This window comes from Clostridium sp. UBA871, assembly GCF_002295255.1.
In the GTDB taxonomy this organism is placed as follows: domain Bacteria; phylum Bacillota; class Clostridia; order Clostridiales; family Clostridiaceae; genus Clostridium_J; species Clostridium_J sulfidigenes.
The window spans coordinates 834,191-848,026 of sequence record NZ_DBFV01000011.1; the positions used below are offsets into that span (position 1 = coordinate 834,191).

Here is a 13,836-nt window from a genome sequence, read left to right on the forward strand (position 1 = left end):
ATATTATAATTTAAAAATAAAAGGTGATACCAATATCTATAAATACAGGTATTGGTATCAACTACAAATAAATAGGAGGAGTTAATTATGGCAAGAATAGTAGAATGTATACCTAACTTTAGTGAAGGTAGAGACAAGGAAAAAATTGAAGCTATAGTAAATGTATTTAGAGGAGTAGAGGGAGTAAAGTTACTAGACTATTCTAGTGATGCAGACCATAATAGATCTGTTGTTACTGTGGTAGGAGAACCAGAAGCTCTAGAGAAAGCGATAATAAATATGGCAGAAAAGGTTTATGAAAATATAGATATGAGTGCTCATACAGGAGCTCATCCAAGAATGGGTGCTCTAGATGTAGTTCCATTTGTACCTATCGATGGAATTACCATGGAAGAGTGCGTAGAAATAGCTAATAGAGTTGGTAAAGTAATTGCAGAAAGATTTAATATTCCAGTATATTTATATGAAAAAGCTGCTACAGCTTCACATAGAGAAAATTTAGCAACGGTAAGAAAAGGTCAATATGAAGGCTTCTTTGAAAAAATAAAAGAAGATAAATGGGCACCAGACTATGGTCCAAAAGAAGTTAATGTTAAGGGTGGATGCGTTGCTATTGCTGCAAGACAACCTTTAGTAGCCTTCAATGTAAATTTAGGAACAGACAATTTACAAATAGCAGATACTATTGCTAAGACAGTTAGACATTTAGGTGGTGGATTAAGATTTGCAAAGGCTATGGGAGTAATGCTTGAAGATAGAAATATAGCACAAGTATCTATGAACTTAGTAAACTATGAAAAAACAGCAGTATACAGAGCTTTTGAAATGGTTAAGATGGAAGCAAAACGCTATGGAGTACCAGTAGTTGGTAGTGAAGTTATAGGACTTGTACCAATGGCTGCTTTAATCAATAGTGCTGAGTACTATCTTCAAATAGAGAATTTCTCCATGGATCAAATACTAGAAAGAAGAATAAGCGAATAAAATAGCTTAGGAGTTGAAAGACATGTCTATATTAATTAGGAATATTGATTGCTTGGTTACCTGTGAAGGTAGCCATAGAAAAAAAGGCAAGGAAATGAATGATGCCAATATCATAGAAAATGGTTTTGTATTTATAGAAGACGATATAATATCTGCTGTAGGAAAAGATGAGGAATATAAATCCTATATAGATGAAGATACCATAATTATTAGTGGTAAAGGCAAAACAGTTACACCGGGACTTGTAGATCCCCATACTCATTTAGTTTATAGTGGAAGTCGTGAAAATGAATTACCTCTAAAATTAAATAAGGTAGGATATATTGAAATCCTAAATATGGGTGGAGGAATATTAAGTACCGTAGAAAACACTAGAAAAGCATCTCTAGATGAATTAGTAGCAGAAGCTAAAAGTAGACTTAATATAATGTTAAATCACGGTACAACTACTGTAGAGAGTAAATCAGGCTATGGTTTAGACTTAGAGACCGAGAAAAAAATATTAGAAGTAAATAAAAGATTAGATAAGACTCATCCAATAGATGTGGTATCTACTTTTATGGGAGCCCATGCTATTCCTAAGGAATATAAAGGTGATAGAGAAGGTTTTATAAAACTTATAATGGAAGAAATGATACCAGGTATAGCAAAAGAAAATTTAGCAGAATTTATAGATTGCTTCTGTGAAGAAGGAGTATTCACTACTGAGGAATGTAGAAAAATCCTTGAAAAGGGTAGAGAATATGGAATGAAACTCAAGCTTCATGGTGATGAAGTTGAATCTGTTAAGGGAGCAGAGCTTGCAGGAGAGTTGAAATGTATTTCAGCAGAGCATTTAATAGCAGCTTCGGATGAAGGAATAAAGGCTTTAAGTGAAAATGATGTGGTAGCGGTATTATTACCATCTACAGCTTTCTATTTAATGCTTGGTAAGTTTGCAAGAGCAAGAGATATGATCGATAATAACGTGGCCGTTGCACTTGCTACAGATTGTAACCCAGGAACATCTCCTACTGAATCCATGCAAAATGTTATGACCTTTGCATGTTTCGGAATGAGAATGCTTCCTAATGAGATAATCAATGCTATGACTATAAATGCAGCTTGTGCTATTAATAGAGAAAAATCTGTAGGTTCTATAGAAAAAGGTAAAAAGGCCGATATAGCTATATTTAATAGCAAAAACTTAAATTATCTAGTTTATCACTTTGGAATAAATTCTATAGACAAGGTAATAAAAAATGGTAAGATAGTTGTAGATAGAGAAAAAAATAAGTAATTACAGGAGGAATATTTATGTTAGATACAAAAACTGTGAGAGAGTTTATTGGAGAATTAGGTTCAAATTCACCAGCTCCAGGTGGTGGAAGTGTAGCAGCTCTTTGTGCATCATTATCTAGTGCATTATCATCAATGGTTTTTAACTTAACTGTAGGCAAAAAAGCTTATGAAGCATTAAATGAGGAAGAAAAAGCATTAGTAAATAAATATTTAGAAGTATCAGGAAGAGAAAAGGATGAATTCTTAGACCTTATGAATGAAGATACAGAAGCTTTCAATGAACTTATGGCTGCATTTAAAATGCCTAAGGATACTGATGAAGAAAAAGCTGCTAGAAGTAGTAAAATACAATTAGGGTATAAGGCAGCAACACAAGTACCATTAAAAGTAGCAAGAAGATCCTATGAAATTTATGAAGGAATTCTTGTATGCGTTAAATATGGTAATAAAAACGCTATTTCTGATGGTGGTGTAGCAGCATTATTGGCTCAAAGTGCTATAGAAGGAGCAATTTTAAATGTAAAAATAAATCTTTCTTCTATAAAGGATGAAGCTTATACAGAGGAAATTAGAAGTGAATTAAAAAAATTAAGTGAAGATGGTATGAAAAAGCAAAAAGAGATATTAGCTATTGTAAATCAACATATGTAGCTTAAGATAATTACAAACACTATATAAAAGAGAATGTCTCAGGGAAGAATATCCATTGAGTGCATTCTCTTTTTTAATAAGATTATATTTATAAATATAGTTATAAATATGAAGAACTCACTAAATAATTTTTAAATTAATAAGATACAGAGAAGCGATACCACTAATTTTTATTACGCTAAGTTGCTAAGTTTTAAATCAATATTATTTGTGCAAATATGAAAATTATGCTTAAATGTAAAATAATGAAGGCGATGAATGTAAAAATATGTTGACAAGTAAATATTTTTGTATTAAATTTCTCAAATAAATTTTGGAAAAAACTGTAACGGATTAACAATATAGTGTATAATTAGTGTATGTTCTAAATGTAAAAATTTATGAATATAATATAGGTTGGAGGGAAGCGTATGTTACTTAGGTTTGAACCATTAGATGACAAAATCGTAGTTACACTTCAAGGAGAACTTGATCATCACAGTGCAGAAGAAGTTAGAACTAGGATTGATGATATTTTAGATAAAGATGGATATAAGGCTTTAATTTTCAATTTTTCTGGTGTGAATTTTATGGATAGTTCAGGAATTGGAGCAGTAATAGGAAGATATAAGAAGATGTCCTTAAGGGGTGGCAAGGTGTGCTTAACAAATGTTACACCTACAGTTAAGAGAATATTTGAACTTTCAGGTATGTTTAAAATAATTTCAATGTATGAAAATGTTGAAGAAGCACTAAGGAACATTTAGTGGGAGGAATTAATGATATGGAAAATAAAATCAAAGTTGAATTTAGTAGTTTATCTAAAAATGAAAGCTTTGCAAGAGTTGTAATAGCAGCTTTTGCTGCGCAGTTAGATCCTACATTAGACGAGCTTAGTGATATAAAAACTGCAGTATCAGAAGCAGTTACCAATGCAATTATTCATGGCTATGGCAATGAAAGTGAAGGTAACTTTGTAAAATTAGAGGCTACAATTATTGAGAATGAGTTTACAGTAAAAGTAATAGATAATGGTGCGGGAATAGATAATGTAGATATGGCAATGCAACCTCTATATACATCTAGACCTGACCTAGAGAGATCAGGAATGGGCTTCACAGTTATGGAAACTTTTATGGATAGCCTAATAGTAGAATCTGTAAAGGGTGAGGGAACAACTGTAACAATGAAAAAAGCTTTCAACACTGTAAGATAGGTGAAAAATATGAGTGAGAAAATTCATAGAAATAATAACTATAATTATGACGATAATAAGGAACTTATAAAACGGGCTAAAGAAGGAGATAATGAAGCTTTAGAATATTTAACAGAAATGAATTTACCTTTAGTTTCTTCTATAAGCAAAAAGTTTTTAAATAGAGGCTATGAGTACGATGATATATTTCAAATAGGATGCATAGGCCTAGTGAAAGCTATAAATAACTTTGATGAGAACTTTAATGTAAAATTTTCTACATATGCTGTTCCAATGATTATAGGAGAAATAAAAAGATTTTTAAGAGATGATGGAATGATAAAGGTAAGTAGAAGCATTAAAAATACGGCTAGAAAGTTACACTATGATAAGGATGCATTAACCAAAGAACTCGGAAGAGAACCCACCATTGAAGAATTATCAGATTATTCAAAAGTAGATAAAGAAGATATAATCACTGCACTAGAATCTGCTAGTAGCATGCAATACTTATATGACACTATTCATCAAGATGACGGAGCTCCAGTATTACTTATAGATAAGCTTAGTGAGGATTATGAAGAAGATAATGAGGTAATTGATAAGCTAGCATTGAAGGAAGCCTTAAATAAATTGGATGTTAAATCAAGGCAAATTATAATACTTAGATATTTTAAAGATAAAACTCAAATTCAAGTAGCTAAGATGATGGGCATAAGTCAAGTACAAGTTTCTAGAATTGAAAAAAAAGTTCTAAAAATTATGAGAGATAGGCTATCTGGGTAAACAGAGTTCTTAGCTTCTTCGAAGGTTAAAAAAATCATAAGTTTTTAATTTGTAAATTTGAAAAAGATGCGTAAGCATCTTTTTTTGTTTAAATTTTAGTAAAATGCAGATACTATCATTAATACTTTTACAATTTTGATGTTAGGAGGATAATAATGAAAGTAAAAGAAACTAAAATAAAAGCTAAGTTTCAAAATGTATATGAAAGTTCCAAACCTAAACCTACTATATTTAAGAATTCTTTCAGAGCCTTTTGGACTGGTGGATTAATATGTGTAGTTGGAGAGATTATTTTTAAAACATTGATTTATTTAGGTCAAGATAAATTACAAGCTACTGCATGGGAAACAGTTATTATGATATTTCTAGGAGCCCTTTTAACAGGGATAGGTATATATGACAGAATTGGAGATTATGCAGGAGCTGGATCGGTAGTCCCAATAACAGGCTTTGCAAACTCTATTGTATCACCAGCCATAGAATTTAAAAAAGAAGGATATGTGTTTGGAGTTGCATCAAAGATGTTTACTATAGCAGGACCAGTGCTTGTTTATAGCATTAGTGCCTCTGTTATACTTGGAATATTATATTATATTTTTAGGTGGTAATAATATGGGAAGAAAAGTAGGATTACAAACAGTAGAATTATTGACAAAACCAAGACTTATAGCTACATATACCGTTGTTGGTCCCAAAGAAGGGGAAGGTCCATTAAAGGATAATTTTGACGAGATTCTAGAGGATGATTTATGTGGTTGTAAGACCTTTGAATCGGCAGAAAGTAAAATGCAACTACATGTAGTTCAAGAAGTACTTAAAAAAGCACACCTTAAAGAACAAGATATCTCTTATGTTTTTGCCGGGGATTTAATAAATCAATTAATGCCATCTTGTTTTATGGCAAGAGAAGTAGATATTCCATTTTTGGGTTTATATGGGGCATGTTCAACATTTATAGAAGCACTTTCACTAGCATCAATATGTTTAGAAGCAGATATAGGTAATCATATGATGGCAGTATCTTCATCTCATTTCTCATCATCAGAGCGTCAGTTTAGAGTACCTCTAGAAATGGGAAGTCAACGAGCTCCATCATCTCAATGGACGGTTACAGGTGCAGCAGCGGTGGTATTAGCTAAAAAGGGAAACAATGTACCTCGTGTAACTCATATTACCCTTGGTAAGGTAAAGGATTATGGAATAACTGACCCTAATGAAATGGGAGCAGCCATGGCTCCAGCAGCAGTTGATACTATAAAACAACATTTTCAAGACACAGGTAGAAAGCCTAGTGATTACGACATCATTGTCAGTGGAGATTTAGGTTCTGTTGGTAAGCAAATAACTACTGAGTTATTAAAGGAATATGGCTATAATATAGGATCAAATTATATTGATTGTGGTGATGAAATATTTGATTGTAAATCACAGAGTACCAACTGTGGAGGTAGTGGAGCAGGATGTTCTGCTACAGTTATGAGTAGTATGATTTATAAAGGAATGATACAGAAAAAGTATAAAAAGGTGTTACTAATTGCTACAGGAGCTCTTCTAAGCACCATATCTAACTATCAAGGTGAAACTATACCAGGTATAGCCCATGCCATTGCTCTAGAGTTTGGGGGTGAATAAATATGTGGGGAGATTTTCTAAGGGTTTTTGTAGTTGGTGGAATCATTTGTGTAATAGGTCAAGTTTTAATGGATACCACAAAATTAACTCCATCTAGAATATTAGTTATCTTTGTAGTATCAGGGGTAGTTCTTCAAGGATTTGGCATATATGAAAAGATAGCTGAGATTGGTTTATCGGGAGCTAGGATTCCTCTACCTGGATTTGGATATTCCTTAGCTAAAGGTGTTATGGAGGAAGTTGATAAAAATGGTTTATTAGGAATTGTTACAGGAGGTGTAAGTGCTACTTCTGCAGGTATAGCGGCTGCTGTAGTATTTGGATACCTAATGTCAGTACTATTTGACTCTAAAACGAAGTAAAGCATATAAAAAGTCTTCTCAAATTTGTGTATTTGAGAAGACTTTAATTTTATAGTTTTATAATAGAATTATTTAGCCTCTTATACTATTACTAAATATTTTAGGGATCATAGTATAGATATTTAACAGATGATTGAAAGCTTCAGGCTTATTTTCACTATTTCCAGTGTTACCTTCATTACCTTCATCTCCAGTATCACCACCAGGATCAGATGGGCCTACAGGAGGTGTAGTTGTATCACCAGGATTTGTATTTTCACCAGGTTTATTAGGATTAGGTATTTTATCTTTATTTTTATCTTTATCCTTGTCTTTATCTTTATCTTTTTCTTCAACCTTATATTCTGTAGGATCTTTAGCCACTGGAGCTAGGTATTTATTATCAAGCATGTTACCAGAATATAATCTAGTATCACGAGTTATAAATACTACCTTTTGTATTTTATCTTTAGGTGTTTTATCAGAAGGTAAGTAGTATTTACCATCAGCAGCCTTTACAACGTCAAGTTCCACATGGATATTATCCAGAGTAGTTGGTTGAGTACCACTTATAAAGATTTCAGAGTAAATTCTATTTCCCCTAGGATCCCTCTTAGTAAGCGCCGTTGGAAGGGTTCCAGAATCTTTAGAAATATAAGCACTAGTTAATCCACCAGGAGCCTGAAGAGATTTATATTCAAGCCCCTCATGAGCTGCTGCCATAATCTTACCCCATAGACCAGCTGGAACGCTACTACTAGTAAAAGGTAATTCCTTACTATTATCATAGCCCATCCATACAGCGCCTGAGTAGTAAGGTGTTAATCCACTGAAATAAAGGTTTTTGGTAGATTCAGAGGTACCAGTTTTACCCCTAACTTCCATATTCCCAAATCTTGCTTGTGGACCTGTGTTGTTCACAGAACCTTCAAGCATATCATAAACAATATAAGCTGTTTGTGGAGAAATTACTTGTTTAGATTCAAGTTTTGGCTCGAGTAGAACTTTACCATTCTTATCAGTAACCTTAGTATATATTCTTGAAGTAGTCATATTTCCTTGATTTCCAAAGGTACCAAAGGCTTGAGCCATTTCATAAGGTGTAGTTCCATCTATTTCACCTAGAGATAAAGCAGAAATACTAGTTCTATCTCTATCAGTTATACTTAATCCAAATTTTTCTCCATAGGATGCTGACGTATCTAAACCTATTCTATCAACTACAGATACTGCCACGGTATTTTTAGAAAGAGCAAGAGCATCACGGATAGTAATATATCCGTCAAATACATAATTCCAGTTCTGTGGAACGTAGGAACTGCCTTTATCTGGATATTTAGAACCAATAGAAGTTGGTAATGGACCATCTACAAATACCGACCCTGCAGTTAAAGTTTTACCTTCAATAGCTGGAGCATATACAGTAAGTGGCTTTATACTAGAACCTGGTGAACGTAGGAAGGTTTGACCATCCTTTCCAACAGAGATAGCTCTATTATAAGACATAGCTGGTTGATCACCAATACCACCAATTATAACTTTAACTTCACCCTTAAGATAATCTGTTATTATAGCAGAGGCTTGAACTCCATCTGCCTTAGAGCCTTGAGTATCTTTAAGATAATTGTTCATAATTTTTTGTACTGAATCCTGAAGTTTTCTATCCATGGTTGTATATATTCTTAAACCACCAAAGGTGATTTTTTCATAGGCTTCAGCTTCAGTATATCCATAGGTTTTCATTAAATCCTTTGCCACTTGTTTTATTACAGGTCTTGAAAACCATTCATAAACCATTTTGTCACCCTCTAAAGTTGAGAAATTTAGCATAAGAGGTTCTGCTAAAGCAGTATCATATTCCTCTTGAGTTATTTTTCCCAGCTCTAGCATTTTAGCAAGAACCAATTTAGTTCTTGGTGAGTCAAAGGCTTCTTTCTTTTCAAAGGCTTCATAGGCATTCATATAAGATATAGTTGGATTCTGAGCAGCACTTGCTAAAAATGCACATTGCTTAAGGGTTAAACCATCTGCTACAGATTTTCCAAAATACATGGTTGAAGCAGCTTCAATTCCGTGAGCGTTACCGCCTAAAAAGATAGTATTCATGTATTCGTTAAGAATTTGTTCCTTAGATAGAAGCTTTTCTAACTTACGTGCCAAATAAATCTCTTGAACTTTTCTTTCTATATTAGCTCTATTATTTATAGAATCTTCAAGGAAAAACTTATACTTAACCAACTGTTGAGTAATAGTTGATGCACCTTGGATTTCATCATTAGATAAACCAAGAATTATTTTAGCATCTTGGATTACAGCTCCTCCAAGTCTTCTTATGTCAACACCTTTATGTTCTAAAAATCGTTGATCTTCAATACTTACAAAGGCGTCCTGTAGATATTTAGGTACTGTAGATATATCTACAGAGATTCTCTTTTCAGGAGTCTTATACTCATCCATTTCTTTTCCTTTATTGTCATATAGAAGTGTAGTTTCTCCATTAGATAAAAATATATCAAGATCAAGCTCTGGAGCTGTTTTAATCATGCCAGATATAATACCAAAACCAGCAGCTGCACAAGTTATTATTAAAAGTAGTAAAACTATATATATTACTTTAAAGACTTTACGACTTTTCTTCTTGGGCTTTTTTTGCTTAGGTTTAATTTTTTTATTTTCTCCCATATTCTCCTCCTTTTATGATGAACATATCTTCGATACTATATTATAACTTATATGCTAGTATAAATACAATATAGTATTCTTCAATGAAGTTCTTATACATATACATATATTGGATATTGAATAATTTTATGTAACATATTATACATTTATTAACATTATACCACATTTATAAAGGAGTAATACTATGAAATCATCTTTGAAGTTAAAATTTACCATAATAACTTTTTTAATTATGACTTTTTTAATAACTTTTATATATACTTTAGATAAAATTATAATGCCAACGGTAAAATTAGTGGCAGATGCACAGATGAGAGCAGAGGTCACTAATACAATAAATAAAACAATTTTCCAGGAATACTCTAAGAATTTTAATTATAATGATATAATAAAATTTGATAAGGATAATGATGGAAACATCATAATGATGTCAGCAGATACTTTAAAACTAAGTGAAATTGCTACATTGACTGTATTAAAAGCACAAGATGAATTAGAGGAAAAATCTAAAGTAGACATAAAGATACCCATGGGATATGTGACTAAAAATAATATTTTAGGTAGATTTGGTCCAGATGTAAAAATAAGAATGAGGCCAATAGGGCATATTACTACTAGATATATATCCGAATTTGAAGATGCAGGAATAAATCAAACTAGGCATAAAATTTATATAGAAACAACCACTAGAGTAAAGATGATTATGGCAGTATCTTCTAGTGAGTTAGAAATAGTTAATGAAATACCTATAGTTGAAACCATTATAGTTGGAAGGGTACCAAGTACTGCAATACAAATGGATCTTAACGGTAATTAGAAAGTGTGATGCTAATCACTGAATAAATTCTTTATATATCATACTATTTATGTAAATAAATATAGATATATGAAAATATATAATTAATTTAAATAGTAGGAATTTCCTATAGAATAAATAATTAAAGAACAGGAGATGAGTAATATGGATCAATGTATAAAATTTTATAATGCCTTAGCTAAATATTATGATGATATTTTTCCAGCACCATTAGGTAAAAAGAAGTTTGCTTTAAAGAATATAGAAAAGGGTGGATTTGTTTTAGATATTGGATGTAGTACTGGAGAAACTACAGAATATATTTCTTCACAAGGATATAGGGCTTTAGGCATAGACTTAGACCAAGAAATGATAAGAATAGCTAAGGATAGGTATAAGGAAAGTGATACTTTGAAGTTTGAAGTTATGGATATGAAAACTATAGCTAAGTCCTTTGGAGAAGAGTTTAATGGTATTGTATGTATAGGGAATGTACTTCCTCACCTAGGCGGAAAAAGTCAAATAAAAGAATTTTTAAAAGGATGCTATGAAGTATTAAAAAAGGATTCACCATTATGTATTCAAACTATTAATTTTGATAAGGTGAAGAGAGAGCATATTAAAGAATTGCCTCTTATTGATGGTCCTAAAGTTAAATTTGAAAGGTTTTATAGTATTAAACCAGATAGTGATATTGTAAAGTTTACGGGAAGAATAACTGATAAAGAAAATAATGAGATTTTAGAAAACACAGTAGATCTATTTATGTTAGAAAATGAAGAGTTATTTGAAATGTTAAAGGAAATTGGATTTGAAAAATCCTTGAGCTACGATGATTTTAATAGAAGTACCTATACAGGAAATGCTCTTCCTTTAATAGTAGAGGCTATTAAGTAGAAAATTATAGTAATGTAAATATATAATTTAATAAATAAAAAAACATACTAGAAGTTAATAAGTTAATATTAGCTTTTAGTATGTTTTCATGTTTTTTCTTCTATTAATATATTAAGTATTTAAAACATTTGTAAGGTTATTATTTAGATTCCCAGTTAAATATGTAAGGAATATTTCTATATAAGTCACCATAATTTAAGCCATATCCAACTACAAATAAATCAGGAATCTCAAAACAACAATAGTCTGGAGATATTTCTATAGTTCTTCTTTCTGGTTTGTCTAAAAGAGTACAGCATTTTACACTTTTAGCACCCAACTTTTTAACGTGTTCAACCACAAAGTTCATAGTAATACCACTATCTACAATGTCATCTACTACAAGTACATCCATACCTTCAATATTATCAGGTACATCTTGAACTATTTTACAAGTACCACTAGTTTCTTCGCCATGACCATAGCTTGATGTAGTCATAAAACCTATAGTTGTAGGTACAGTAATTTCTCTAACTAAGTCAGCAGCAAATATGAAGCTTCCTCTAAGTAGAGATAATACGTAAACAGATTTTCCATCATAGTCTTTAGAAATTTTTGCTCCAATTTTAACTACAGCCTCATTGATTTCTTCTCTAGAAAAGAGAACATTTCTTTGTTTATCTTCCATGTAATCACACCTCAATTTATATTTACATTAATGTTTTCATAGTATAAAATTAAGGTGAAATTGTCAATAGTATAAAATGTATAAGAATGCAGTGTTTGTTTAATGTAGAAAAATTATTAATAAAGAAAAAATAAGGTTTGGAGATGATTATATGATAAATGGAAATACTGATGGAGTTAAAAACTTCATCTTGAAAAAGTTAGATACTATATATGATATGAGATTTCAAAAATCAGACATATTAACTGAAGAGTTAGCAGAACTTCTAAGAGAGGTTACCCTTGAAATTGAAAGAGAGGTTAGCGTTGCTATAGATAGAAAAGGAAGTGTTGTTAGTGTTGCCATCGGAGACAGCTCAACAGTTGAAGTTCCTATGATTGACACTAGAGAGGGGAGATTATCTCAAGTGAGAGTAATCCATACCCATCCCAATGGAAATCCTAAACTATCCGCATTAGATTTATCTGCACTTCTAAAATTAAAACTAGATTGTATAGTTGCCATTGGTGTATCAGAGGATAAACCTCTAATTTATAATATGGGTTTCTGTGATGTGAAGGATAACATGCTCATAGAAGAAGAAGTTGAAAATTTAACTATCAATAAAGTTTTAAGCTACAAGTTTTTAGATAAGGTTAGATATATTGAAGATGTTTTTAAAGTAGATAACATAGTGGAAGATAATTCAGAAAGAGCGATATTAGTATCTATAGAAGATGAGGAAAGCCTAGCTGAGTTAAAGGAACTTACTAAAGCCTGTGATGTAGAGCCAGTTTTTGAAATACTTCAAAAACGTAATAAAATTGATTCAGCTTATTTTATAGGTAGTGGTAAGGTTGAAGAAATAGCATATTTAAGACAGTCACTAAGAGCCAATGTAGTAATATTTGATGAGGAATTATCAGGATCTCAAGTAAGAAATCTAGAGCAAGCTATAGGAATAAAGGTAATTGATAGAACTACTCTTATTTTAGAGATATTTGCAAGGAGAGCCAGAAGTAAGGAATCTAAAATTCAGGTAGAGTTATCCCAGTTAAAATACAGATTAAGCAGGCTTAGTGGATTAGGAACTATGCTTTCAAGAACAGGAGGGGGTATAGGAACAAAGGGACCAGGAGAGAAAAAGCTAGAGACAGACAAAAGAAAGATCAGAGATACTATCTATGATTTAAATAAAGAATTAGAAAAGATAAAAAGTATAAGAGCAACCCAAAGAGAAAGAAGAAGTAAGGATAATATTTCTAAGATATCATTAGTGGGATATACTAATGCAGGAAAATCTACCCTTAGAAATGCTCTTTGTGAATACTCACCAGTTAAGTCAGCTACGGTAAAAGAAAAAGTTTTTGAGGCTGATATGTTATTTGCAACCTTAGATATTACAACCAGGGCTATGGCTCTTCCAGACAATAGAGTTGCCACAGTAACAGACACTGTAGGCTTTATAAGAAAATTACCTCACGATTTAGTAGAAGCTTTTAAATCAACTTTAGAAGAGGTAGTTTATTCAGACTTATTACTTCACGTAGTAGATGCATCTAGTAATGCAGCAGAAAAGCAAATAACAGTGGTAGAGGAAGTACTTAAGGAGTTAGGTGCAGGAGATAAGCCAACTTTATTGGTGCTCAACAAAATTGATAATTCTAATGATGATATTTTAAATTCTTTAAAGGAAACATTTAATAACTATTCTATTTTAGAAGTTTCAGCTAAACATAAAATCAATTTTGAAGAGTTGCTAAATAAATGTACAGAAATACTTCCTTATAAATTAAAAACCTTTAAGGTATTAATACCATATAGCGATTCATCATCAGTTGCATATCTACATAGAAATGCTTTGGTAGAAAGTGAAGAGTACGGTGAAGAAGGTACTATTCTTGTAGTTCAAGGTGATGATGAGGTCTATAACAAAAGTTCAAAATATATTATAGAGTAGTAACTA

The 13,836-nt window shown here is 31.8% G+C and carries 14 protein-coding genes; 12 read left to right on the top strand and 2 right to left on the bottom strand.

Features of this window, described 5'->3' with window-relative positions; translation table 11 throughout:
• Positions 1-87: 87 nt before the first annotated feature.
• The 9 genes from ftcD to spoVAE all read left to right on the top strand — a co-directional run bounded on the left by ftcD (position 88) and on the right by spoVAE (position 6,870).
• Positions 88-984, top strand: coding sequence for a glutamate formimidoyltransferase (gene ftcD / locus B3086_RS16990; RefSeq protein WP_035134405.1), 897 nt, complete (start codon positions 88-90; stop codon positions 982-984).
• Positions 985-1,006: 22 nt separating this feature from the next.
• Positions 1,007-2,263, top strand: a complete 1,257-nt coding sequence (gene hutI / locus B3086_RS16995; protein ID WP_346848629.1) for an imidazolonepropionase — start codon at positions 1,007-1,009, stop codon at positions 2,261-2,263.
• A 17-nt stretch (positions 2,264-2,280) separates the two neighbouring features.
• Complete coding sequence (locus tag B3086_RS17000; RefSeq protein WP_346848630.1) at positions 2,281-2,916, top strand: cyclodeaminase/cyclohydrolase family protein; 636 nt, start codon at positions 2,281-2,283, stop codon at positions 2,914-2,916.
• Positions 2,917-3,326: 410 nt separating this feature from the next.
• Positions 3,327-3,662 (top strand): anti-sigma F factor antagonist, encoded by a 336-nt coding sequence (gene spoIIAA / locus B3086_RS17005; protein ID WP_035134409.1) that lies wholly within the window; start codon positions 3,327-3,329, stop codon positions 3,660-3,662.
• 17 nt (positions 3,663-3,679) lie between these two features.
• Positions 3,680-4,111 (top strand): anti-sigma F factor, encoded by a 432-nt coding sequence (gene spoIIAB / locus B3086_RS17010; RefSeq protein WP_035134411.1) that lies wholly within the window; start codon positions 3,680-3,682, stop codon positions 4,109-4,111.
• A gap of 9 nt (positions 4,112-4,120) precedes the next feature.
• On the top strand, positions 4,121-4,876 hold the full coding sequence (gene sigF, locus B3086_RS17015) for an RNA polymerase sporulation sigma factor SigF (protein ID WP_035134413.1): 756 nt from the start codon (positions 4,121-4,123) through the stop codon (positions 4,874-4,876).
• A gap of 155 nt (positions 4,877-5,031) precedes the next feature.
• Positions 5,032-5,484 carry a stage V sporulation protein AC gene (spoVAC, locus tag B3086_RS17020; RefSeq protein ID WP_346848631.1) on the top strand — a complete coding sequence of 151 codons (453 nt, stop codon included), beginning with the start codon at positions 5,032-5,034 and terminating at the stop codon, positions 5,482-5,484.
• Positions 5,485-5,488: 4 nt separating this feature from the next.
• Entirely contained in the window at positions 5,489-6,508 is a 1,020-nt protein-coding gene (gene spoVAD, locus B3086_RS17025; RefSeq protein WP_150844476.1) for a stage V sporulation protein AD, read from the top strand.
• Between the two features lie 2 nt (positions 6,509-6,510).
• Positions 6,511-6,870: a stage V sporulation protein AE gene (gene spoVAE / locus B3086_RS17030; RefSeq protein WP_346848632.1), complete on the top strand. Its 360-nt coding sequence runs from the start codon at positions 6,511-6,513 to the stop codon at positions 6,868-6,870.
• A gap of 72 nt (positions 6,871-6,942) precedes the next feature.
• Here spoVAE and B3086_RS17035 read toward each other — a convergent pair whose 3' ends face one another.
• On the bottom strand, positions 6,943-9,531 hold the full coding sequence (locus B3086_RS17035; protein ID WP_346848633.1) for a transglycosylase domain-containing protein: 2,589 nt from the start codon (positions 9,529-9,531) through the stop codon (positions 6,943-6,945).
• Between the two features lie 184 nt (positions 9,532-9,715).
• On the opposite strand from B3086_RS17035, the gene yunB reads away from it, so the two are divergent.
• Positions 9,716-10,348, top strand: coding sequence for a sporulation protein YunB (gene yunB / locus B3086_RS17040; protein ID WP_346848634.1), 633 nt, complete (start codon positions 9,716-9,718; stop codon positions 10,346-10,348).
• 144 nt (positions 10,349-10,492) lie between these two features.
• Positions 10,493-11,224 carry a class I SAM-dependent methyltransferase gene (locus B3086_RS17045; protein ID WP_346893972.1) on the top strand — a complete coding sequence of 244 codons (732 nt, stop codon included), beginning with the start codon at positions 10,493-10,495 and terminating at the stop codon, positions 11,222-11,224.
• A gap of 139 nt (positions 11,225-11,363) precedes the next feature.
• Here the strand turns inward: B3086_RS17045 and hpt are convergent, their stop codons facing one another.
• Complete coding sequence (gene hpt, locus B3086_RS17050) at positions 11,364-11,891, bottom strand: hypoxanthine phosphoribosyltransferase (protein ID WP_346890593.1); 528 nt, start codon at positions 11,889-11,891, stop codon at positions 11,364-11,366.
• Positions 11,892-12,042: 151 nt separating this feature from the next.
• Between hpt and hflX the strand changes: the two genes are divergently transcribed.
• Complete coding sequence (hflX, locus tag B3086_RS17055) at positions 12,043-13,830, top strand: GTPase HflX (protein ID WP_346848636.1); 1,788 nt, start codon at positions 12,043-12,045, stop codon at positions 13,828-13,830.
• Positions 13,831-13,836: the final 6 nt, after the last annotated feature.

What these genes read in the sequence shown, in the direction of transcription:
- ftcD (WP_035134405.1), top strand. Translation starts at nt 88, where the DNA reads ATGGCAAGAATAGTAGAATGTATACCTAACTTTAGTGAAGGTAGAGAC.
- hutI (WP_346848629.1), top strand. Translation starts at nt 1,007, where the DNA reads ATGTCTATATTAATTAGGAATATTGATTGCTTGGTTACCTGTGAAGGT.
- B3086_RS17000 (WP_346848630.1), top strand. Translation starts at nt 2,281, where the DNA reads ATGTTAGATACAAAAACTGTGAGAGAGTTTATTGGAGAATTAGGTTCA.
- spoIIAA (WP_035134409.1), top strand. Translation starts at nt 3,327, where the DNA reads ATGTTACTTAGGTTTGAACCATTAGATGACAAAATCGTAGTTACACTT.
- spoIIAB (WP_035134411.1), top strand. Translation starts at nt 3,680, where the DNA reads ATGGAAAATAAAATCAAAGTTGAATTTAGTAGTTTATCTAAAAATGAA.
- sigF (WP_035134413.1), top strand. Translation starts at nt 4,121, where the DNA reads ATGAGTGAGAAAATTCATAGAAATAATAACTATAATTATGACGATAAT.
- spoVAC (WP_346848631.1), top strand. Translation starts at nt 5,032, where the DNA reads ATGAAAGTAAAAGAAACTAAAATAAAAGCTAAGTTTCAAAATGTATAT.
- spoVAD (WP_150844476.1), top strand. Translation starts at nt 5,489, where the DNA reads ATGGGAAGAAAAGTAGGATTACAAACAGTAGAATTATTGACAAAACCA.
- spoVAE (WP_346848632.1), top strand. Translation starts at nt 6,511, where the DNA reads ATGTGGGGAGATTTTCTAAGGGTTTTTGTAGTTGGTGGAATCATTTGT.
- B3086_RS17035 (WP_346848633.1), bottom strand. Translation starts at nt 9,531, where the DNA reads ATGGGAGAAAATAAAAAAATTAAACCTAAGCAAAAAAAGCCCAAGAAG.
- yunB (WP_346848634.1), top strand. Translation starts at nt 9,716, where the DNA reads ATGAAATCATCTTTGAAGTTAAAATTTACCATAATAACTTTTTTAATT.
- B3086_RS17045 (WP_346893972.1), top strand. Translation starts at nt 10,493, where the DNA reads ATGGATCAATGTATAAAATTTTATAATGCCTTAGCTAAATATTATGAT.
- hpt (WP_346890593.1), bottom strand. Translation starts at nt 11,891, where the DNA reads ATGGAAGATAAACAAAGAAATGTTCTCTTTTCTAGAGAAGAAATCAAT.
- hflX (WP_346848636.1), top strand. Translation starts at nt 12,043, where the DNA reads ATGATAAATGGAAATACTGATGGAGTTAAAAACTTCATCTTGAAAAAG.